18 protein-coding genes are annotated in these 22,576 nt (G+C 59.2%); 11 read left to right on the forward strand and 7 right to left on the reverse strand.

Annotation, left to right across the window (positions count from 1 at the left end; genetic code table 11):
- The first annotated feature begins 108 nt into the window (after nt 1-108).
- A complete protein-coding gene (locus JFT85_RS03800; RefSeq protein WP_201229250.1) occupies nt 109-1,347 on the forward strand; it encodes an acyl-CoA dehydrogenase family protein in 1,239 nt (412 codons plus the stop codon).
- A 40-nt stretch (nt 1,348-1,387) separates the two neighbouring features.
- Here JFT85_RS03800 and JFT85_RS03805 read toward each other — a convergent pair whose 3' ends face one another.
- Both JFT85_RS03805 and JFT85_RS03810 read right to left on the reverse strand, forming a co-directional pair.
- Nucleotides 1,388-2,173 carry a sulfite exporter TauE/SafE family protein gene (locus JFT85_RS03805; protein WP_053256350.1) on the reverse strand — a complete coding sequence of 262 codons (786 nt, stop codon included), beginning with the start codon at nt 2,171-2,173 and terminating at the stop codon, nt 1,388-1,390.
- A gap of 82 nt (nt 2,174-2,255) precedes the next feature.
- Complete coding sequence (locus JFT85_RS03810) at nt 2,256-3,035, reverse strand: class I SAM-dependent methyltransferase (RefSeq protein WP_053256351.1); 780 nt, start codon at nt 3,033-3,035, stop codon at nt 2,256-2,258.
- 137 nt (nt 3,036-3,172) lie between these two features.
- Between JFT85_RS03810 and JFT85_RS03815 the strand changes: the two genes are divergently transcribed.
- The 3 genes from JFT85_RS03815 to JFT85_RS03825 all read left to right on the forward strand — a co-directional run bounded on the left by JFT85_RS03815 (nt 3,173) and on the right by JFT85_RS03825 (nt 4,980).
- The gene (locus JFT85_RS03815; RefSeq protein ID WP_069553499.1) at nt 3,173-3,694 is read left to right on the forward strand and encodes a DUF3455 domain-containing protein; all 522 of its coding nucleotides are present in this window, start codon (nt 3,173-3,175) and stop codon (nt 3,692-3,694) included.
- Between the two features lie 84 nt (nt 3,695-3,778).
- Nucleotides 3,779-4,309 carry a sigma-70 family RNA polymerase sigma factor gene (locus JFT85_RS03820; RefSeq protein ID WP_069553507.1) on the forward strand — a complete coding sequence of 177 codons (531 nt, stop codon included), beginning with the start codon at nt 3,779-3,781 and terminating at the stop codon, nt 4,307-4,309.
- Nucleotides 4,306-4,980 carry an anti-sigma factor gene (locus JFT85_RS03825; RefSeq protein ID WP_053256354.1) on the forward strand — a complete coding sequence of 225 codons (675 nt, stop codon included), beginning with the start codon at nt 4,306-4,308 and terminating at the stop codon, nt 4,978-4,980. The genes JFT85_RS03820 and JFT85_RS03825 overlap by 4 nt, the downstream gene beginning before the upstream one ends.
- On the opposite strand, the gene JFT85_RS03830 is transcribed toward JFT85_RS03825, so the two are convergent.
- Nucleotides 4,981-6,282, reverse strand: coding sequence for an ATP-binding protein (locus tag JFT85_RS03830; RefSeq protein WP_053256355.1), 1,302 nt, complete (start codon nt 6,280-6,282; stop codon nt 4,981-4,983). It lies immediately after the preceding gene.
- Between the two features lie 3 nt (nt 6,283-6,285).
- A complete protein-coding gene (locus JFT85_RS03835; RefSeq protein WP_053256356.1) occupies nt 6,286-6,987 on the reverse strand; it encodes a response regulator transcription factor in 702 nt (233 codons plus the stop codon).
- 171 nt (nt 6,988-7,158) lie between these two features.
- Here JFT85_RS03835 and JFT85_RS03840 point away from each other — a divergent pair, with 171 nt between their 5' ends.
- The 4 genes from JFT85_RS03840 (at nt 7,159) to JFT85_RS03855 (ending at nt 12,800) form a co-directional block, all read left to right on the forward strand.
- Entirely contained in the window at nt 7,159-8,313 is a 1,155-nt protein-coding gene (locus JFT85_RS03840) for an efflux RND transporter periplasmic adaptor subunit (RefSeq protein WP_053256535.1), read from the forward strand.
- A 6-nt stretch (nt 8,314-8,319) separates the two neighbouring features.
- Complete coding sequence (locus tag JFT85_RS03845) at nt 8,320-11,409, forward strand: efflux RND transporter permease subunit (protein ID WP_073638457.1); 3,090 nt, start codon at nt 8,320-8,322, stop codon at nt 11,407-11,409.
- A gap of 52 nt (nt 11,410-11,461) precedes the next feature.
- Entirely contained in the window at nt 11,462-12,103 is a 642-nt protein-coding gene (locus JFT85_RS03850) for a DUF1345 domain-containing protein (protein WP_053256358.1), read from the forward strand.
- Nucleotides 12,104-12,395: 292 nt separating this feature from the next.
- Nucleotides 12,396-12,800 (forward strand): hypothetical protein, encoded by a 405-nt coding sequence (locus JFT85_RS03855; protein ID WP_053256359.1) that lies wholly within the window; start codon nt 12,396-12,398, stop codon nt 12,798-12,800.
- 78 nt (nt 12,801-12,878) lie between these two features.
- Here the strand turns inward: JFT85_RS03855 and JFT85_RS03860 are convergent, their stop codons facing one another.
- The 3 genes from JFT85_RS03860 to JFT85_RS03870 form a co-directional block, all read right to left on the reverse strand.
- Entirely contained in the window at nt 12,879-14,900 is a 2,022-nt protein-coding gene (locus JFT85_RS03860; RefSeq protein ID WP_242486515.1) for an autotransporter outer membrane beta-barrel domain-containing protein, read from the reverse strand.
- Between the two features lie 461 nt (nt 14,901-15,361).
- Entirely contained in the window at nt 15,362-17,365 is a 2,004-nt protein-coding gene (locus JFT85_RS03865) for a hypothetical protein (protein WP_053256361.1), read from the reverse strand.
- A gap of 108 nt (nt 17,366-17,473) precedes the next feature.
- Nucleotides 17,474-19,471, reverse strand: coding sequence for a hypothetical protein (locus tag JFT85_RS03870; protein ID WP_242486516.1), 1,998 nt, complete (start codon nt 19,469-19,471; stop codon nt 17,474-17,476).
- Nucleotides 19,472-19,706: 235 nt separating this feature from the next.
- On the opposite strand from JFT85_RS03870, the gene JFT85_RS03875 reads away from it, so the two are divergent.
- From JFT85_RS03875 to JFT85_RS03885, 3 genes are all read left to right on the forward strand, one after another.
- Entirely contained in the window at nt 19,707-20,765 is a 1,059-nt protein-coding gene (locus JFT85_RS03875; RefSeq protein ID WP_069553503.1) for a LacI family DNA-binding transcriptional regulator, read from the forward strand.
- An 87-nt stretch (nt 20,766-20,852) separates the two neighbouring features.
- Entirely contained in the window at nt 20,853-21,635 is a 783-nt protein-coding gene (locus JFT85_RS03880; protein ID WP_053256364.1) for a sugar phosphate isomerase/epimerase family protein, read from the forward strand.
- Nucleotides 21,628-22,569 carry a sugar kinase gene (locus JFT85_RS03885; RefSeq protein WP_069553505.1) on the forward strand — a complete coding sequence of 314 codons (942 nt, stop codon included), beginning with the start codon at nt 21,628-21,630 and terminating at the stop codon, nt 22,567-22,569. The genes JFT85_RS03880 and JFT85_RS03885 overlap by 8 nt, the downstream gene beginning before the upstream one ends.
- The last annotated feature ends 7 nt before the right edge of the window (nt 22,570-22,576 follow it).

Genomic DNA, 22,576 nt, shown 5'->3' on the forward strand with positions numbered 1-22,576 from the left:
CTGGAGCAACAGTGGAAAGCGCCCTTTGCCCCAAAACACGGGCTGAAGAGCCCGGCACGGACTGTGCAATCACCGAACCACTTGATCACTGCCCAGGAGCCGTACCCCATGACCGAGCAACACGTCATCAACCCGCTGTCCACCGGCGTCGACTACCCCTCCCTGGCCGCACGTTTTCGGCCGATCTTCCAGCGTATCGCCGACGGCGCAGTGGCGCGTGAGCACAGCCGCACCCTGCCCCATGAGCCGATTCAATGGCTCAAGGAGGCCGGCTTTGGCGCGGTGCGGGTGCCGCTGGAATACGGCGGTGGGGGGGCGTCCCTGCCGCAGTTGTTCGAACTGCTGATTGAACTGGCCGCCGCTGACTCCAACGTGCCCCAGGCCCTGCGCGGCCACTTCGCGTTTGCCGAAGATCGCCTGAATGCGCCACCGAGCGCGGGCCGCGACCTGTGGTTCAAGCGTTTTGTCGATGGCGATATCGTCGGCTGCGCCTGGACGGAAATTGGTAATGTCGCGATCGGCGACGTCGTCACCCAGGTCAGCCCCGACGGCGACACATGGAAACTCAACGGCGAAAAGTTCTACAGCACCGGCAGCATTTTCTCCGACTGGATTGACGTATATGCCCAGCGCAGCGACACCGGTGGCGACGTGATTGCCGCCACCCGCACGCGCCAACCCGGCGTGGTGCAAAGCGATGACTGGGACGGCTTCGGCCAGCGCACCACTGGCAGTGGCACCACACGCTTTACCGACGCCGTCGTCGACGCGGAAAACCTCATCGATTTTGCCACCCGTTTCAAATACCAGACGGCGTTCTACCAGTTAGTGCTGCTGGCGACCCTGGCCGGCATTGGCCGCGCCGCGCTCAACGACGTGGCGCATCAGGTGCGCAATCGCAAACGCATTTACAGCCATGGCAATGCCGCCCACGTCAGCCAGGATGCGCAGATTCAACAGGTCGTCGGTGAGGTGGCCGCCCGCGTATACGCCGCTGAAGCCTGCGCGCTGAAAGCAGCAGTGCCGGCGCAACAGGCGTACCTGGCGCGATTTGCCGGGGATGACGCCGCAGAGCGGGCAGCGAATGTGGCTGCCGAAATTGAATCGGCGACGGCGCAAGTGGTGGTGTCAACGCTGATCCAGCGTGCCACCAGTGAATTGTTCAACGCACTCGGGGCCTCGGATGTGCGCCAGGGCAAAGCCCTCGACCGTCATTGGCGCAATGCGCGCACCGTGTCATCCCACAACCCGTTGATCTACAAGGCGCGCATCGTGGGTGATTGGGTGATCAACGGCACCGAACCACCGTTTGTCTGGCAGATCGGCAACGGCCCGGCCAAGGCCTGACGCGCAAAAACCGCTGGGAGCAGACCGAATGGTCTACGCCCTAAAACGCCAGCTTGTAGCCGATGGTCATCAACATGATCGCCAGGCAGGGGCGCAATACGCCGTCCGGGACTTTGCCGGTCATGTGGCTGCCCAGGTAAATCCCCGGCAGCGAGCCCATCAGCAAAAAGCCCAGCAGGTGCCAGTCCATATTGCCCATACTGGCATGGCCCAGGCCCGCCACCAGGGTCAGTGGCACAGCATGGGCGATCTCGGTGCCGACTAAACGTCGCGTCGCCAGGAACGGGTAAAGGATAAACAGCGCGACGGTGCCCAGGGCGCCGGCGCCGATGGAGGTCAAGGCAACCATGGTGCCGAGGATTGCCCCGGTGACCACCGTCAGCACGTTCAAGTTACGCGGGCTCATGTGGTAATCATCGCCGGCATGACGCTGGGCGAAGGCCAACAGGCTTTTCTTGAACAGGATCGCCAGCGCGGTCAGCAGCAGCACCACGCCAAGGGCTTGCTTGATCACCGCGTTCATCGCGCTGGGGTCGGTGTGCAGGCTGGCGAGGAACCACAAAGTCAGCAGCACCGCGGGCACACTGCCCAGGGTCAGCCAGCCGGTGATGGTCCAGTCGATGTTCTTGTTCTTGCTGTGTACCAGCACACCACCGGACTTGGTGATAGCGGCGTACAACAGGTCGGTGCCCACGGCGGTGGCCGGGTTAATGCCGAACCACAACAGGATCGGCGTCATCAAAGAGCCCCCGCCGACACCTGTCATGCCGACGATAAAACCAACGATCAGGCCAGCGATTACAAAACCAATATTACCCACATCCATTCCAGCTACCCGCGGCCTTATAAATTACTGGCCGCAGGATAGCGATTTTTCTTATAACCACTTATATCAATATGATCTGACTTTATGCTTTTTCTGTCAGTCGATGGTAGACGTAGGCCTGGGTCTGATACGGGAAGGCAACGGTGTCACGCCCGCGCAACGCCGGGTGGGTGTCGATCAGCCGGCGCAATTGCGCCGTGACCGTAGCCTTTTGTGCGTCGGGGAGCGCTGCGATAAAGCTCACCGACAGGAAGCGGTCCATGATCACCTCCTGTGGGCTGCCGACATGCTGATAGGCAAAACAGGTCATCTGCGCTGCGCAAAAATACTCGCCAGTGAAGGCTTCGCGCCAACGGCCGGTATGAAAGCGCGGCGTGTCGCCTTCATAAGGCGTGATGATTTGAGTAATGGCGGCGACCCAATCCACCGACTCGTCGCGCACATTCCACACCAGCCCCAGGCGCCCATCCGGTTTGAGTACCCGATGGATTTCCGCCAGGGCCGCCTCGCTGGAAAACCAATGGAAGGCTTGTGCGCACACCACCGCATCCGCCACGGCGCTTTCCAGCGGAATGGCCTCGGCAGTGCCATTGACCAGGTGCACATCCGGCAGCAGCTTGCTCAACTGCGCGCCCATTGCCGGCACCGGTTCCACGGCAATCAGCGTGGGCGCCAGGGTGTTGAGGACACGCGTGAACTTGCCGGTGCCGGCGCCCAGGTCGATGACCGTCGACTGCGCGGTGATACCGAGTGTGTCGCTCAGCCAGCCAGTGAGTTGCCGTGGATAGTCCGGTCGACCTTGGGCGTAAGTGACGGCCTGGGTGGAAAACCCTTGCTGCGCAGACGCGTGAATCCCAGTCATTGCCAATCTCTCCTCGGGTATTGCGGGAGCACAGTGTGCGCCCTTCGCGATTTATTTTCTAACCGCTGCATCCAATCGGGCAGGCCATGGGTAGTACCCACAGCAACCCTGCTGTTCTACTCAATGGAGAAGTCCCGATGAACGCTAAAGCATTGCTCTGCCTGACCGGTTTGCTCGTCGCCGCCCCGACTGTCTTTGCCCAGGCCGGTTTGCCCGACAGCATCAAGGTGCCGGATGGCCACAAGGTGGCACTGGAAACCACCGGTGTCGGCGAAATCACCTACGAATGCCGCGACAAAGCCAACGCCGCCGGCCAGACCGAATGGACCTTCGTCGGCCCCAAGGCGGTGCTGAATGACCGCAGCGGCAAGCCAGTAGGCACCTACTTCGGGCCGCCAGCCACCTGGCAAGCCCAGGACGGTTCGAAGGTGACCGGCACCCAATTGGCAGTGGCGCCGTCGGGTGAGGGCAACCTGCCCTATCAGTTGGTCAAGGCCAACCCGGCCGAGGGCAAAGGCGCGATGACGGGGGTGAGTTACATCCAGCGGGTCGCCCTTAAAGGCGGCGTGGCGCCGAGTACCGCGTGCACCACCGCCAACAAGGGCAAGCAGGAAGTGGTGAAATACCAGGCCGACTACATATTCTGGGCCGCAAACTGAGCCTATTCAGCTAGGCTAATGCGCTGGCGCCCCGACCTTAGGGTCGGGGCATTGATCCTGTTCCTGCGGCGGAAACCCCGGTCCTTGCCTGAAGCCACTTTTGACTACGAAGCTTGCCTACTGGCCTGCGCGCGTGGCGATCAACGCGCCCTGCGTCGGTTGTATGAGCAAGACAGCAGCCGTCTGCTCGGCGTAGCTTTGCGCATTGCCCGCGATAAGGCCCTGGCCGAGGACATCGTGCACGACGCATTTATCAAGATCTGGCGCGGCGCTGCCAGCTTCGACCCCACGCGTGGTTCGGCGCGTGGCTGGGTGTTCAGCGTGACCCGGCACCTGGCCTTGAATGCCGTGCGCAACCCTCACCGTGAAGTGGCGTTGAGCGCGGAACATGACGCCGTCGCGGCCGCCGACGACAGCTTTGAATTCAGCACCCGTACCGGGCAGATTCAGCACTGCCTGGAACAGCTCGACCCGGCTCGTCGCCGTTGCATCCTGCATGCTTATGTCGACGGCTATTCCCACAGTGAAATCGCGCAGAAACTGGACACCCCGCTGGGGACCGTCAAAGCCTGGATCAAACGTAGCCTCGCCGCGCTGCGGGAGTGCATGGCATGAGTAACCCACTGGATGAACTGGCCAGCGAATACGTACTGGGCACCCTGCCCGCCGAACAGCGCGCTGAGGTTGAACGACGCCTGCAACACGACGCCCCATTGCGCGCAGCGGTGGACGCCTGGGAACAGCGCCTGCTGCCGCTGACGGCATTGGCCGAACCGGTGCCGCCCTCCGCACAGTTATGGCGGCGCATCGAACGCACGGTCGGGCGCGCCGATAGCCGCGAGCCTTGGTGGAACCTGCTTGCACTCTGGCGCGGCTTGGCCGGCGCAGGGTTGGTCACCACACTGGTACTGGCCGCGCTGCTGCTGACGCGCCCGCCCGGCGCCGACCCGACCTTCGTGGTAGTGCTGGTGGCGCCGCAAAGCCAGGCACCGGGTTGGGTCATCCAGGCCAGCAATACTCAGCAGATCCAGTTGATTCCGTTGGGCGTGATGGAAGTGCCGGCCGACAAGGCCCTGCAATTCTGGACCAAGGGTGATGGCTGGCAAGGCCCCGTGTCGCTGGGCCTGGTCAAACCGGGGCAGACCCTGTCAGTGCCCTTGGACAAACTGCCCCCGCTGACGCCAAACCAGCTGTTCGAGCTGACCCTGGAAGACCCGCGTGGCTCGCCGACCGGCAAGCCGACCGGGCCGATCCAGGCCATCGGCCGCGCCGTCAAGGTGCTCTGATCAGCTGACGCTGGGCAACCACACGCGAAACCGCGCACCGCCCAGCGGCGATGCCAGCGCGGTCAACGTGCCGCCCTGGGCTTCCAGCGCACGCCGGCTGATCGCCAGGCCCAGGCCGAAGCCACCCGTGGCGCGGTCACGGCTGCGGTCCAGGCGGTAGAACGGCTCGAAAATGCGCTCGCGCTGGTCCACGGGAATGCCGATGCCGTCGTCATCCACCCAGATTTCACAGCCATTGGCACACACCTTGACGCCCACCTGGATGCGCTTGTCGCAATACCGCGTGGCGTTGCGCAGCAGGTTCTGCAGGGCGCGGGCGGTGAGGCGTGGGTCGAGGCTGACGCGCTCTTCGGCACAATCGAGCGCTACATCGATAACGATCTCGGGGTTTTCCAACTCGTCATCGACGCTGCCCAGCACGCTGTCGATAAACTCGTCGATCACTACGTCGACCCGCTCCGGCAACTGTGCCGGATTTTGCAGGCGGCTGTAGGAGAGCAATTCCAGCACCAGTTCGTCCAGCTCACGGATGTGCGCCACAAGGCTTTGCAGACGCTCGCGGCTGGCCTGAGGCAAGTCTTCCGAGAGGGCCAGGGCCAGGCCGAAATCCAGGCGGGTCAGCGGCGTACGCAGTTCGTGAGAGACGGCATTGAGCAGGTCGCGCTGCTGGTTGAGCAGGCTCTCGATATCGTCGGCCATGGTGTCGAATACCGAGGCCAGGCTGCCGATGTTGGAGCTGGCCGGAATGTGCGTACGCTCGGTCAGATTGCCCCTGCCCAGTTGGACGGCGGTGGTCTTCAGGCGCTCCAGGTCGCGCCAATGCGGGCGCAACCAGAACAGCAGGCACGCCAGCAGCGCAGCACCGATCAATACGTTCATCGACCAGTACAGCAGGTTCATGTCCAGCGGGTCAGGCGGGATGGTCAGCTTGACCACAAACTGGTCGTTCACCGGTGAACTGATTTGCTCCATCCAGCCCCACTCGCCCAGGCGGATCACTGGTTGGCCTTGCTCCAGCAGGTGTTCTTCTTCAGGGGTGTAGCTCGCGTCCTGACGCAGCAGCAGTTGCACCTTCAGCGGCGCAAAGTCACGGCCCAATTGCGCGGTAACCTCTGACCAGTGTTCCACCGGCACGCGCAGATATTGTTCGACGATCAGCTTTTGCTGGCCGCGACTCTGCTCGACGTTGTAGTTCATGTAGCGATGTTCGAACACCTTGATGACCAGTTTGGGAATCAGGTAGATCGCCGCACTGTAGGTGACGATAGTAATCAGGTAGAGGCGTAGCAGTGCACGAACCATCGATCAGCATTCCCACTCGGAACGGCTGAACAAGTAACCCTTGCCCCACACGGTCTTGATTTTGCGCGCTTCGCCGGCATGGTCGTCGAACTTGCGGCGCAACTTGGAAATGGCCACGTCCACAGAGCGGTCGGTGCCGTTGAATTCGATACCGCGCAGGCGTTGCAAAATCTGGTCGCGGCTGAGCACCTCGCCGGCATGCCGGGCCAACACCACCAGCAGGTTGTATTCACCGCTGGACAGCTCCACCGCCTGCTCGCGCCAGGTCACCGTGCGTTCGGACAGGTCGATACACAGGTTGCCCATGATGATCTGGTCGTTGGCAACCTGGGGGTCGGACAGGCTGCTGCGGCGCAACAAGGTGCGCACTCGCGCCAACAGTACGCGCGGCTCGCAGGGCTTGGTGACATAGTCGTCGGCGCCCATTTCCAGGCCCAGCACCTGATCGTGGCTGTCGTCGCGCGCGGTGAGCATCAGGATCGGCAAACCCGCCGAGTCGGCGCGCAGCAAGCGGCACACCTGCAGGCCGTCAAGGCCTGGCAGCATCAGGTCGAGAATCACCAGGTCCGGCGGGTTGAGGCGCGCGCGCTCACGCACGTGATCGCCACGGCTGAGTACGCTGACGTGGTAGCCATTGCGTTCCAGATAGCTGGCAATCAGCTCGGAGAGCGCGGCGTCGTCTTCCACCAGAAGGATGTTGGGCATGGTGCTTCCAAATAATACGGTTTGTTGGTGTGCTGCAGGATTGTGCAAGGATATACGCCCCCGGCGTTCAGCGCGCCGCACCTTACATTTCTTCACAGACGGGCTACAGAGCTTCACAGCACCGCGGCGCAGGTGTCTTTAGGATGCGCCAGTCAATATTGGGATATGAGCATGTCGAAGAATCTGTTTGCGCCGTTTTGCCTGCTGGCCTTGACGCTGGCACTGAGTGCTTGTGGCAAGTCGGCCGACGAAGCGCCGGAAATGCCCCTGGCCAAAGTCCGCGTCGAAACCCTGCAGGCCAAACCCCTCTCCATTACCAACGAACTCAGCGGGCGTATCGCTGCACCGCGCATTGCCGAAGTGCGTGCCCGGGTCGCTGGGGTGGTCATGCAGCGCGTGTTCAAGGAAGGCCACGACGTAAAACAGGGCGATGTGCTGTTTCGCATTGACCCGGCCCCGTTCAAGGCCGACCTGGACAGCGCTCAGGCCAACCTGGAAAAGGCCCAGGCCAATGCGTTCCAGGCGCGTTTGCAAGAACAGCGCTACAGCCAGTTGGTAGAAGGCAATGCCATCAGCGGCCAGGACTACGACAACGCCCGCGCCGCCGTGCGCCAGACCAACGCCGAGGTCGCCGCCAACAAAGCCGCCGTCGAGCGTGCCAAGCTGAACCTGGGCTACGCCACCGTCACTGCGCCGATCTCCGGCCGCATCGGCCGCGCGCTGGTGACCGAGGGTGCATTGGTGGGCCAGAACGAAGCCACGCCACTGGCGATCATCCAGCAACTGGACCCGATTCACGCCGACTTGACCCAGTCGACCCGCGAGCTGAATGACCTGCGCCGCGCCTTCCGTGCCGGCAGCCTGAAGCAGGTCGGCCAGGACCAGGCCAAGGCCACGCTGATCGAGGATGACGGCAGCCTGTACCCGCTGCCGGGCAAATTGCTGTTTGCCGAGATCAGCGTCGACCCGGGCACCGGGCAGATCATCCTGCGCAGCGAGTTCCCCAACCCGGACCTCGACCTGCTGCCCGGCAGTTTTGTGCGTGTGCGCCTGGAACAAGCGGTTGATAGGCAAGGCATCAGCGTGCCGCAACGCGCCATTACGCGCGACAGCGCCGGCATCCCGATGGTGTTGCTGTTGGACGCCGAGCAGACCGTCAGCCAACAGCCGGTGGAGCTGGGCGCGGTCATCGAGGATCGCTGGATCGTCAGCAGCGGCCTCAAGCCCGGTGACCGCATCATCGTCGAAGGCCTGCAACACGCGCGCCCCGGTGAAAAAGTCGAAGTGGACGACAGCCCGGCCCCTGGCCAGCTCGTAAAGGAATAACCCGCCATGCCGCAGTTCTTTATTGACCGCCCGATTTTCGCCTGGGTGGTCGCCTTGTTTATCCTGCTGGCCGGCGCGCTGGCCATCCCGCAATTGCCGGTGGCGCAGTACCCCAACGTGGCGCCGCCAAAGGTGGAAATCTACGCGGTGTACCCGGGCGCTTCGGCCCAGACCCTGGATGAAAGCGTGGTCAGCCTGATTGAGCAGGAGCTCAACGGCGCCGATCACCTGCTGTATTTCGAATCCCAGAGCAGCCTGGGCTCGGCCACGATCACCGCCACCTTCCAGCCGGGCACGAACCCGGAAATGGCCCAGGTGGATGTGCAAAACCGCCTTAAAGCGGTGGAGCCGCGCTTGCCGCAAGCGGTGACCCAGCAAGGCTTGCAGGTGGAAAAGGTGTCTGCCGGCTTCCTGCTGCTGGTCACCCTGACGTCCAACGACGGCAAGCTCGATGACGTTGCGCTCAGCGATTACCTGGCACGCAACGTCATGAACGAGCTCAAGCGCCTGGACGGTGTCGGCAAGGCCCAGCTGTATGGCGCCGAGCGCGCCATGCGGATCTGGATCGATCCGCAGAAGCTGATCGGCTTCAACCTCACCCCGGCCGACGTGAACGCTGCAATCAGCGCGCAGAACGCCCAGGTCTCGGCGGGCAGCATCGGTGATTTGCCGGGGACCAAGACCCAGGAAATCACCGCCGCCATCCTGGTCAAGGGCCAACTGTCGACGCCGGCAGAATTCGCCGACATCGTGCTCAAAGCCAATCCCGACGGCTCCACCGTGCGTATCGGCGATGTGGCGCGGGTGGAAATCGGCAGCCAGGAATACCAGTTCTCTACGCGTCTGAACGGCAAGCCATCCACCGCCGTCAGTGTGCAACTGTCGCCGGGCGCCAACGCGCTGAACACCGCAACCCTGGTGCGGGCGAAGATGGACGAACTGTCGCGCTACTTCCCGGCCAACGTGGAGTACAAGATCCCGTACGACACCTCGCCCTTCGTCAAGGTCTCGATTACCAAAGTGGTCTACACCTTGCTGGAGGCCATGGCGCTGGTGTTTGCGGTGATGTATCTGTTCCTGCAGAACGTGCGCTACACCTTGATCCCGACGCTGGTGGTGCCCATAGCACTGATGGGCACCTTCGCCACCATGTTGCTGCTGGGTTTCTCGATCAACGTGCTGACCATGTTCGGCATGGTGCTGGCGATCGGTATCCTGGTGGACGATGCGATTGTGGTGGTGGAGAACGTCGAGCGCATTATGGTCACCGAGGGTTTGTCGCCCAAAGAGGCCACGCGCAAGGCCATGGGCCAGATTACCGGGGCCATCGTCGGTATCACCCTGGTGTTGGTCGCGGTGTTTCTGCCGATGGCGTTCATGCCGGGTTCGGTCGGGGTGATCTACCAGCAGTTCTCGCTGTCGATGGCGACGTCGATCCTGTTCTCGGCGTTCCTCGCCCTGACCTTGACCCCCGCGTTGTGCGCAACCCTGCTCAAGCCGATTGCCAAGGGCGAGCACCATGCCAAAGGGGGGTTCTTCGGCGGCTTCAACCGGCGCTTTGAACAGCTCACCGACCGCTACGAAGGTTGGGTGGCCTATGCCCTCAAGCGCAGCGGCCGGTACCTGCTGATCTATCTGGTGTTGCTGGTGGGCCTGGGGGTGATGTTCAGCCGCCTGCCCTCCTCGTTCCTGCCGGTGGAGGACCAGGGTTACACCATTACCGATATCCAGTTGCCGCCGGGTGCGAGCAAGAACCGCACCGTGCAGGTGGCCGAGCAGATCGAGGCGCATAACGCCGAGGAACCTGGGGTGGGCGATACCACCATGATCATGGGCTTCAGTTTCTCCGGCTCCGGGCAGAACGCAGCGCTGGCGTTTACCACGCTCAAGGACTGGTCGGAACGCAGCGGTGTTGATTCGGCCTCGGCGATTGCCGACCGTGCCAACGCCGCTTTCGGCGAGCTTAAAGATGCGATTGCCTATGCAATTCTGCCACCGCCCGTGGACGGCCTCGGCACCTCCAGCGGTTTCGAGTTCCGCTTGCAGGACCGTGGCGGTGTCGGCCATGCGGCGTTGATGCAAGCACGTACCGAGTTGCTGGCGGCCGCTGCGAAAAGCCCGATCCTGGCCAACGTGCGCGAAAGCGCCCTGGCTGAAGCACCACAAGTGCAGTTGCAAGTGGACCGCAAGCAGGCTAACGCCCTTGGGGTCTCCTTCGCGGACGTGGGTAATGTGCTGTCTTCGGCCATCGGCTCGGCCTATGTCAACGACTTCCCCAACCAGGGCCGCATGCAGCGGGTGGTGGTGCAGGCCGAAGGCGACCAGCGCAGCCAGGTGGCGGACTTGATGAAGATCAACGTGCGCAACAAGGACGGCAAGATGGTGCCGTTGTCAGCGTTCGTCGAAGCCAAGTGGACCCAGGGCCCTGCGCAGTTGACGCGTTACAACGGCTACCCGGCCATTGCCATCAGCGGTGAAGCAGCACCGGGGCACAGCACCGGTGAGGCGATGGAAGAAATTCAGCGCCTGGTCAGCCAACTGCCGGCGGGCCTGGGTCAGGAATGGACCGGTTTGTCGTTGCAGGAACGCTTGTCCGGTTCCCAGGCGCCCTTGCTGCTGGGCCTGTCGCTGTTGATCGTGTTCCTGTGCCTGGCCGCACTGTATGAAAGCTGGTCGATTCCAACCTCGGTCTTGTTGGTGGTGCCGCTGGGTGTGCTCGGCGCCGTATTGGCGGTGACCTTGCGCGGCATGCCTAACGATGTGTTCTTCAAAGTGGGCCTGATCACCATCATCGGCTTGTCGGCGAAGAACGCGATCCTGATCATCGAGTTCGCCAAGGACTTGTATGAGCAGGGCGAAGACCTGATCGACGCCACCTTGAAAGCTGCGCGCCTGCGTTTACGGCCGATCATCATGACATCACTCGCGTTTATCCTCGGCGTGGTGCCACTGGCCATTGCCACCGGTGCCAGCTCGGCCAGCCAGCAGGCGATCGGCACGGGCGTGATAGGCGGGATGATCACCGCAACCCTGGCGGTGGTGTTTGTACCGGTGTTCTTTGTGGTGGTGATGAAGCTGGTGCGCAAGCGTTCATAACCGGTTTGAAAATGCGCTATGGTGCTCACAACCTCCCCTGTTGTGAGCACCTATGGCCTTCCTCGCCCGCACCCACCCTCGCCTCTCCGCCGCCGCCGTCCTGGGCCTTGCCGTGGGCATCCTGGCACCCGCTGACACGATCATCAGCAAAATCCTCATTGGCTGGAATGCCGGCGTCTGGACCTACCTGATACTGATGCTGTGGCTGACCAGCCGCTCGCGGGCCGACGACGTCAAACGCTTCGCCGAGATCGAGGATGAAAACGCAGGGTTGGTGCTGTTTATGGTGTGCATCGCGGCGATTGCCAGCCTGGCGACCATCACGCTGAACCTGGTGGGCAGCAAAGACCTGGACAGCACCGCGCGCCTGCTGCATTACGGGTTTACCGGGATGACGGTGATTGGTTCATGGTTGCTGACCGGGGTGATTTTCAGCGTGCATTACGCGCGCCTCTTTTACACGTGGGAAGGTGACGAGCCGGCGCTGCGCTTTGCCGAAGGTTTGCGCAACCCCAACTATTGGGACTTCCTGTACTTCTCGTTCACCATTGGCGTGGCGGTGCAGACGGCGGATGTAGGCGTGGCCACACGGGGTATGCGCAAGGTGGTGCTGGGACAGTCTTTGATCGGTTTTCTGTTCAATACGGCGATTCTGGGCTTCTCGATCAATATTGCAGCAGGCCTGTTTAGCTGAGCCCTGAACACCGATGCTTTAAAAAGGCTATTAAAAAATATTTTTTAGACTGTCAACTTCGACAGTAGACACCTCCCGAAAAAGCCCTTTAATAGCGTCAGTCATTCAAACTAGAGTGTGCGATTGTGCGCAGATGCCCTTTTCATCAGGGCCACAACTAGCAGTCAAATAAACTTTTGTAAACTGTGACTTCTGACAGTTACCTAACTCTTCTTTTTGCGGCTTTATAGGAGTAGACAGAAGCAATCGCGCTTCTGGCTTTCGTATAATCATCATGAACGGAGAGGCGATTATGTCAGTAACAAACAGCTTATCGACGAATGCCCAGAAGGCGCAGTTCATAGGTACCATTGGCGAACACCCATTTGAAACTACGACCGCTCAAGTCGAGCAAACAGATAATTCCATCGCATTTACCACGACGCATCGAGACGACGGGGATGGTTCCGAGGAACTCTATATCAGATTCTCTAAAGCAATCACCCCTGACGAGGTGCGGCAGTTGACGGGCTCCAGAACTGACCAGGTGTGGGTTCAACTAAAACGAAGCGAAAACCCCCGAGCATATCCCTATGTCGAAGGCAGCCTGACTCTGAACAAAATCAGTGATCACCCTTTCGCCGTCATTGGCTCCGTGTATGCCGTCACTCAAGATCCAGAACTTAAACTGGACGTTAAGTTTGAAGTAACCGTTTGAACCAGCCGGCTCCGCAGAAAACAAAAAAAGCCCTGATCTTGCAATCAGGGCTTTTTTATCAGCGTTGTCTCTTTCTATTTAGAAAGCATAGCGTACGCCAACGTTAACAGCGGCTTTTTGCTTGATTTTGTCACTGGTGCTGGTCTCCAGGTCGACATGCGCCTGCAGGTCCTGGGTAAACGACACCGCCACACCGGCACCGTACTTGGTGCGCGAGCCCGACAAATCATTGTTGAAGGTCTGGTTGTTGACCGTGACCTTATTGTTGTTGGCAAACTCGTGGACCATTGCCGCACGCAGGTAAGGCTTGATCAGCGTGCCATCATCGAGTTGGAACTCATGACCAACGGTCGCGCCGGCCTCGGCAGTCCTTGAGCGGGTGCGCTCACCGTCCACTTGCAAACCGTTTTTCAGGCTGTACGTACCACCTTGGACCACAATGGTCGACAGTCGGCCGTAAGGTTCAATAAAGGAACTCTCACCAAGCTTGATATGACGGCCGAGTTCAGCCGATACACCACCGCCTACGTTGTTGTAGCCACCCTTGGTAGACGTGTTGTCACTGAGGGTTGCCTTGGCCTGGTTCTGGAACCGGTTGGCTTTGGCCACGGCATCAAAATAGAAACCGCTTTCTTCATCCATCCAGGTGGCATAGGTACCCAGGAAGTAGCTCTTGACGGTACCGGCAGCGCCGCGCGCCGGGTTTACGTCAGAGTTACTGTGGCCGCCAAATACACCCACCTTCCATTGGCTGTCGCCCAGCGGCGTGTCAGCACCGATGGAGAAACCTTTCAGGTTCTGCGAGTAGCCGGTGCCCGAACTCTGGGACACATCATATTTACTGCCAAAACCACGGATCCAGAGACCGGTGCTGTGCGGGGAGTAGCGCAACTCACCCATACGTTGGCGCAATGAGCCCTCTTCGGCGGTCATGATGGTCACCGGGGTGTTGAACAATGCCGTCACCACGCGTGCACTGCGACTGATCACACGGGTTTGCGTGTCCAGAAACCAGTCATTGCCTTCCTGTTTCAGGTTATAGGCATAGGCACCCATGTCGACCGGGCCGCCCTCCAGGGAGAACGCCGCGTCACCGCCGCCGGTGTGCACAACCTGGGTTTTGACCAGTTCGCTGCCGCTGGCTGCGAGTGCCAGGCTGTGGTTGCCTGTGGCTTCGCCGGTCACATTGATAAAGTCGGTTTTGCCTTGGTCGAAATCGGTGCCCATGACAAAGGTGCCGTTACCCGAAAGCGTTTGAAGGTTCAGCTGGTAAAACTCATTCGCCGCGCCCATGGTCACCGTACCACCGGCCATGTTCAGCGCACCCACCTGGCTGTCACCGGTCATGTTCCAGTTGGACGTGTTGCCTACACTCAAACTGGAGACATTCTGCAACTGGCCAGTCAACTCGGCGTTGTTCTGCAGGCTCAGATTGACAGTGCTGCCGGCGTCCGCAACGACGTTACCGGTCAAGCGGCTGTTATCCACATTCATCGTCGCCGAGCCGCCGCCCGTGACGCTCAACAGCTTACCGTCGCCACCCTTCAACTGGGAATTATTCAGTACATCGATGGTGACTGTCGGCGTTCTACCGGTCGCGCCCCGCACCAAAATAGCTGAGCCGCTGACGCCTTCTACACTGGATTGGTCCAATACCAGCTTGCCCTCAGTGGTATCGCCGCGCCCCCGGGTAAACACCACGCCATTGGCGCCACCGCTGATTGTACTTTGGCTGGCCGTCGCCGCACCGCCCTGCAGGCTCAGACCGATGGAATTCGCCCCGGTACCTTGCACCACTGTATTATTTTTGAAGTGCAATTGGCTGCCGCTGGTGGCTTGCGCGCCGCCCAACAGGCCACTGATATTACTTGAAGTAATCTCGGCGGAAGAGCCACCACTCACGCCCACAATGCCAAGGGCTTGCAAACCTACGCCCTGAGTGTTGGTGATCGTGCTGTTACTGACAGTCGCCTTACTGTTTTCCAGGCGCACCGCACCGCCCGTGGCGTTACTGGAAGAAACACGGGCTGATTCGATATTTACCGTGGAGCCTGAAACAGCGCGGATATCATTGACCGAACTGCCTGTATTAACATTCAAAGTGGAGTTCGAAAGGTCAATGGTTGTCGCCGATGCACGGTTCATATTCAAGGTAGACTGACTGGACAGTTGCCAGCTGGTCACGGCTGAAGTGGCGTCAATGGTTTGTTGTTGACCAATTAACTGAACAGCCTGCGCTTGCCCCTGAACCGCAACATACAGGCAGAAGGTAAGGGTTGGAACTTTCATCATCGCACTCAATGGTTTGAGTTCGAACGTATTCAGTGCCGACATGGGCAATCACTCTCTGATAGCGTGTTGGAAAACGGTTCGGCTTGCTTCCGAAGAATGTGACCTCACCTGTGAGGCACACAGAGTACGGAGCCGCCTATCCAAACTCTGTAGGACTTATCCCTGTTTAAACACAAAAAACACCCATAACGCTGTAATCAATTAAACAAAATAATGATTGCGCCTCCCCCTTCCTGAAAAGGGGGAGGCGCTGCGGATAGCTCTTTTTATCAAGGCGTGGTAGGGGTTACTATTTCCTTATCACAATACGCATTGACGACGACTGAACGCCCACCGACCGACGCAAAACCACGCCCTACCACCCCGTCGGCAAAAGTCGTGGTGACGGTGACTTCCAACGTGCCTATGCGCAGATAAATAAGTAGAGCGCGATACGGTAGCCTGAACGTGTAACCACTCAGGCGGATAGCGTCCGTTATATCAACGTCAGTACTAAAGGGCTGTGTTACTAACGGTGTACCGGTCCGGGGCCTGAATACCTTGGCGTTCAGAGTCAGTTTTCGCCCAACCACCATCCGTGTGTCCCCCGCCACAAAGAGCTCAAGGTAATGGTCAGGCGGCGTTGTCCCTGGAATGTCTACCAATGAAGTGCATCTCACCTCACCGGAAGTGAGTCGCTGGAATACAGGGGCAGGCAGGGCCTGAGTAATCGCGCCTATAACATCAACCGGGGTGGCGGGTGATATATTCGGGTTGGTTGTGCCCGGCCCTGTAACGATGTAATGAAAGAGCTGTTTGACATTACCGCCAGGTTCAATAGCGCTCCATGGAATTGTAAACTTGAGCGTTTCACCCGGGAGCAACGTACCGATAGGTTGTGGAGGCTGGATGATGGTGCCATCAGGCCTCACAAGATTAATCATATAGCCCGCTTGAGGAGGCGCACCCGTGGTCCAAATATCGACCTCTACATTGACGGGCAGATTGGCGTCAACGTCTTTTAGTGTGTCCTGCCCGCTCGGCGGGGTGCCTCGACCAAAAAAGCGCGCTGGGGTCAGATTTATATTAGGTGTTCCTGGCTCTCCGGGGTTGACCGGCCCTGGAACACTTAAATCGACATTGATCACTTTCGGGGTCGAGGGGAATATTTCGCTGCCACGAACGACTCGGTAGAGCACAGTGACCGGTTGCGGCCCTACCTGAGCGCCATATTCAGCACGAATCAATGCGTTGAGGGCGGCGCCCTTGAACACCACATCGAATGCCGTAGCCGGCGTCAGAAGGCTATAAGGCTGCGAGCCCCATTTAATCTCAATTTGATCCAATGTGGGTTGGTGGTTCGTGAAAGCTCTTACCCGCGCCTCAATCACTGCTTGATAGTCAGCGTTGTCCAGTAAATCATCGGTAGTTCCCGATTCTGGGCTCGGCGCCAACGGGATAAAAATTTGTCCTTGGCCCGGTGGATCCAACACCGACACCTTCAGAAGTTCAGCACTGGAGGGCAAACTCTGGTTACCGGATTTGTCTGTGAGGATGTAGTACAAGTACTGGGTAGCGTCAGCGGTGAACGCTGATGTCGGAAATGAAAACGGAGTGTTGGCAGCGCCCAACATTGGGAACGGGGACCCTACCTTATATTTGTCATCCTTGTTAAACATGTCTGGCCCAAGGAACAACTGAACCATATCACCGTCCGCAAACTGGCCGACCGCCTCGGTAAAGTTATTGGGCAGTACATTGCCAGGGATGGTTGGATTATTGGCAATGTAGGTACTGGTAAGCGGCGATGGCAGCGTAGACGGCAGGACTACTTTCAGCGGGGGTTTGCTATTGCCATCATTGACAGACCGATAGGGACCATACCTATCAACAATAAAGGGTGCCGGATCCGAAAATTCAGAGGGGTCCCCTGCGACGCCCCCCAAGTCCTCATAAATGACGTACCGCATTTCTTCATGACGGTGCAAAAAACCGCCACTAGGGGCTGTGATAACAATAGGAGTAAGAATATCTTCAGCCACATTCAATTGAGCTTTTTTCTTCATGACTCCCCAATCGGCATCCGGTCGATTGAGGTCTCTGGATTGGACTTCAATCCAATACTCAGGCGCTGAAAACTGACCCGTGTAACACATAAGGGTAATTCCAGTATCTGCCGTCGCTGTTGCAACAAGGCCCGTGTCATCCAGTTTCTCTACCAATATCGGTGCAGGCAGAGTGGGATTAATGGCGAGAATAGCCGCAGCATCTCTCGCTGATATTTTATCAACCATTTCATAGTCTCCTTAATTGCTTGATATGCACAAACTGGTAAAAAACACATCGACAACGCGTTAATCACTTACGATTCCATTAACGCGCCGGCGACTAAAACAACCTGATTATTTTTCACCTGGCCCTATGCCGTTCGGTCCACAGTAATTACCCGTGCTAAACTTCCGATCAATTTGCACATAGGCTATCGCTGACGTGCCGATCAGAATCTTATTTTGGAATACGCTGTAACGTGCCGAACCGCCGGCGAAATCACTCAACGGCCTGATCAACGTTTCATACTCTGCCGCCGTTATCTGGAAGCGATAGACTGTATTTGGCTTGCCATCAGGGCCGGTGCCCCACTTGAATTCAAACGTGTCGGCAGTGGACGGAATTGGGTTACGGTCGGGATAATTCCTGAAACCCTGCAATGACAATACGATGACATCGTTCGGCTGCAGTACCTGTGGGCTCGGATCAATCAACACTTCAACAACCTGCCAAATCGGTGGCTTGGTATTGCAATTAAGAATCCGATTAGGGTGTTGTAACGACTGAGGAAAACTCGGCCGTGGATAGTTGATGGGCGGGGCAAGACTGACAAAAACAGTTTGATCAGGGGACAACTGCTGGTTTACCCCATTGTCCGTCTGATAGTTCACAAGGGTCGTCGCATTACTGCCACCGGCCTGGACCACCGACCAGGGAATCAGGTTGTCGAAGTCGACCACTCGCCCTCCGACATCACCTGCTTTGACAAGATAAGTCGCAACCGGCGCCGCCTGCCCCGGCCAGTAAAGTAAGGCACGCTCGCCCACTAAGGGGTTGTCGAACAAGGCAAAGGAAGCTCTCACCGGCTTGTTGGCATCGCGGCTGTCCAAACGATTGGGGGTCGCGGAGACCGCGCCTTGGATGTTGACCAGGGCTAATTGACGGTTCAGCAGTGCGGGCGCCTGAGGGTTTTCCTGGCCCGCGATCGTCATGTCCACGGTGACGAGCTTCAGCGGCGAGCGTACGCCCGGGCCGACGGTATCTCCCGCACGAAGAATGAAGTAACGCACCGGCAAATTAATAATTCGCCGCAGGTTCGCGCCCTTGGCGATCAGTACGCTCCAATCCACGACGACCGAATGGGGCAACCGGTTGACCGTTGTCGCAGGGAGCCTGATGCCATCCCACTCGACAACACACTGATCACCCGGCAACAGGTTGTCATACTGACGCACTCTCACCGAAACAATACCGCGGGCGTCCTCTCGATTAATCAACAGATCGGACTCATACGCCGGCACTTCAGGCGGTGACAGATTGGCAGGCAGCGCATTCAGACGCAGCTGGGTCTTGGCGGAAAATGAGTAACTCGATAGATTGCCGACTTTGTCTTGTAAGCGGTAAATGAAATAAAGCTCCGAAAAAGCGGAGAACTTACGAATTTCCGCCACCGGCATCTGTATAGTCATTGGCCCGCTGACAGCCACAAAAGACTGCCGATGATTGGGCGGACGCGACACCGTTGCTTCAGTGTCGTTTAAATAGCCGAGCACCGTATCACCTGTTTTTCGATCAAGGTAATCGCCGGGGATGATAATATCCAACGTCTGATTATTACTAAGATCAAACTCGGTAATGGGGTTATTAACAAATGTTGCAGCCGCCAAATCCTGGCCTGCCCCTGGAGCGGCTCGATCAATAATGATTGTAGACACAGGTGAGTATTCGAATGACGGGTTATCCAACTCAAGCGGGTGAACGCGATAAAATATATCCACCACGGCGTTGTTCTGAAAATAATCCTTAGGAATACTGGCTTTATCATAAGGAAAGCTAGCCTCCGTCAGAGGCCCGGACAACGCTATGGGTCCGATATCGACAGGCTGACTACCACGCACATGCCAAACAATATATAGCCAGTCAGTTTCGTTTTCCCCAGCCAGAAACATCCACGGTGTATCAATAACCACCGGAATGTCTTTGAATGATAACTCCAGGGGAACCAGCCCATCGGGCAGAACACCAACAACCTTAAGCGGAGCCAATGTCGGCGTAGCGGATATACCGACGGGCACGGTGCTGGTTAAACCTTCGGCATTATTGCCGTTATTATCCACTAACGTTTTTTCCATGGTGTTCTCCGCTAACTCGGCGATTAACTATTACGCATTGCGTTAAGCAGGATTCAATACCCAATTGCGGTGAGCCGATACTGTCAGATTTCACAGGTAACACCTCCGTTCGTCGGGTTTGGCCACACTGAGCGGACGTGCTTAAAGCGAAATACACTTGACGGGCTTTCATTGTTGAGGTCTCCTGAAACCGGTTTCACAGCATCACCACCTCCAATAAGAAAGGCCTGCCACCGTGACTTCTTTTTCCGCCGCCCAGCGCAGCCGCGTGACCATGCTCGACGTCGCCGAACGCGCCGGGGTGTCCAAAGCCAGCGTGTCGCGCTTTATCGGTGATGACCGCGCCTTACTGTCCGACGCCATTGCCTTGCGCATCGAACAGGCGATCAGTGAGCTCGGCTACCGCCCCAACCAGATGGCGCGCGGTTTGAAACGTGGGCGCACGCGCCTGATCGGCATGCTGGTGGCCGATATCCGCAACCCCTATTCCATTGCCGTGATGCACGGCGTCGAAACCGCCTGCCGCCAGCACGGCTACAGCCTGGTGGTGTGCAACACCGACCGCGATGACGAGCAGGAGCGCCAGCATCTGGCTGCGTTGCGTTCGTACAACATCGAAGGGTTGATCGTGAACACCCTTGGCCATCACCTCGACCAGTTGCTGGAGTTGCAACGGGAAATGCCGCTGGTGCTGGTCGACCGCAAGGTCGAGCCGCTGCACAGCGACATGGTGGGTTTGGATAACTTCGCGGCGGTACGCATGGCCGTGGAGCATCTCCAGCAGCAGGGTTATCGCGATGTGTTGCTGGTGAGCGAAGCCGCCGATGGCACCAGTTCCCGACTGGAACGCCAGACCAGCTTCAAGGCCGAGATTGCCAGTCGCCCGGGGTTGACCGGCGCGGTGCTGGAACTCGATGCCGAGCTGGAAAATCGTCTGCAGGCCTTTCTTGCCAACCCCGGCCCCAAAGCCTTGTTCTGCGCCAACGGTATCGCCGCCCTGGCCTGTACCCGCGCGCTCAAGTCGTTGGGCTGCAACCTGTTTGATGAGGTCGGCCTGATCGCCCTGGATGACCTGGACTGGTACCCGCTGGTAGGCAACGGCATCACTGCCCTCGCCCAACCGACCGAAGCGATGGGCGCCAGCGCCTTCGACTGCCTGCTCAAACGCTTGCGCGGCGATGACGCGCCGACCCGCACACTGGACCTTTTGCCGGAACTGATCATTCGCGGCTCAACTCAATCCCCTGTGGAAGCCGGCTTGCCTGCGATCGCGGCTGCCCAGCCGACGCAGTAATCGACTGATTCAGCGCCATCGCCGGCAACCCCGTTCCCACGCGTGTTTTGTGAATAAAAATGAAACCGGTTTCAGAGGTAAACAACAATGCATAAATACCCCGTCTCCATCAGCCTCTCCAGCTACGGCGCCGACCTGGTTCGCCAGCAGGGCCAATTGAGTTTTGTCACGTTGCTCAATGCTGCCGGCGCCCAGCGCATCGAATGGCGTGAAGAACTGCTGACCACCGAACAACCCGCCGTCCTCGCCCAGGCCGCCGCTGAGCACGGCCTGGAATCGGTGTTTTCATCACCGCTGGAGCTCTGGGTCGCCGGGCGCGCCCAGCCGAATGCCGAACTCGCCGCCACCCTGGACCGCGCGCAAGCATTCGGCGCACGCTGGCTGAAAGTCTCCCTCGGCTACTTCACCGACACCAACGACCTGCAAAGCCTGCACGCGCTGCTCAACCGCCACCCGGTCCAGTTACTGGTGGAAAACGACCAGACGCTGCACGGCGGCCGTATCGAACCGATGCAGCGCTTCTTCACCGAGGTTGAACGCCTGGGTCTGCCGGTCAAAATGACGTTCGACATCGGCAACTGGCAGTGGCAGGACCAATCCGCAGTCACCGCCGCCCGCCTGTTGGGCCGGCACGTGGACTACCTGCACTGCAAGGCCGTGGCGCGGCGCCAGGACGGCAAGCTGGTGGCCTTGCCACCCAGCGCCTGCGACCTGCACATGTGGGAACAACTGCTCAAGCATATGACTCAAGGTATTACCCGGGCCGTGGAATACCCGTTGCAAGGCGAAGACCTGACCGACGTCACCGCGCAACACGTCGCCGCCCTCGCCCTCCTTGGCCAGCCCCGTGCGGAGAATGCCCATGTCTGAGATCGATATCCTGTCGTTCGGTGAAACCATGGCGATGTTCGTCGCCGAACAGACCGGCGACCTGGCCGAGGTGGCCCAGTTCCACAAACGCATTGCCGGGGCCGACAGCAACGTCGCTATCGGTTTGTCGCGCCTGGGTTTCAATGTTGCCTGGCTGAGCCGGGTCGGGGCTGATTCCCTCGGGCGGTTTGTCATCGACACACTGAAAAAGGAAGGCCTGGATTGTCAGCATGTGACGGTCGACCCGCTGCACCCCACCGGTTTTCAGTTCAAGTCCCGCGAAGAGACTGGCGCAGACCCGCAAGTGGAGTATTTCCGCAAAGGCTCGGCCGCCAGTCACTTGTCGATTGCCGACATTCGCCCCGCACTGCTGCAAGCGCGGCACCTGCATGCCACCGGTATTCCGCCGGCCTTGTCCGAGGCCACCGGCGAGCTGTCCGTGGCGCTGATGACGCAGATGCGCAAAGCCGGGCGCAGCGTGTCATTCGACCCGAACCTGCGCCCGTCCTTGTGGGCCAACCAGCCGCAGATGATTCGCCAGATAAACGCCCTTGCACGCCTGGCTGACTGGGTCTTGCCGGGCTTGAGCGAAGGCCGCTTGCTCACGGGTTTCGACGACCCGGCCGACATCGCCGCCTTCTACCTCGACCAGGGCGCCGAAGCCGTGGCCATCAAGCTTGGGCCGGATGGCGCTTACTTCCGCACCCACATGGACCAGGGCTTTGTCGCCGCCGTGCCGGTGGAAAAAGTCGTCGACACCGTCGGCGCCGGGGATGGTTTTGCCGTCGGCATGATCAGCGCCTTGCTCGACAACCTCAGCTTCCCCGAGGCCGTACAGCGCGGCAACTGGATCGGCAGCCGCGCCGTACAAAGCCGCGGCGATATGGAAGGCCTGCCCACCCGTTCGGCGTTACCCACTCGATCCGTTGCATGACCCACAC

Source organism: Pseudomonas sp. TH04 (assembly GCF_016651355.1).
GTDB lineage: Bacteria > Pseudomonadota > Gammaproteobacteria > Pseudomonadales > Pseudomonadaceae > Aquipseudomonas > Aquipseudomonas fluorescens.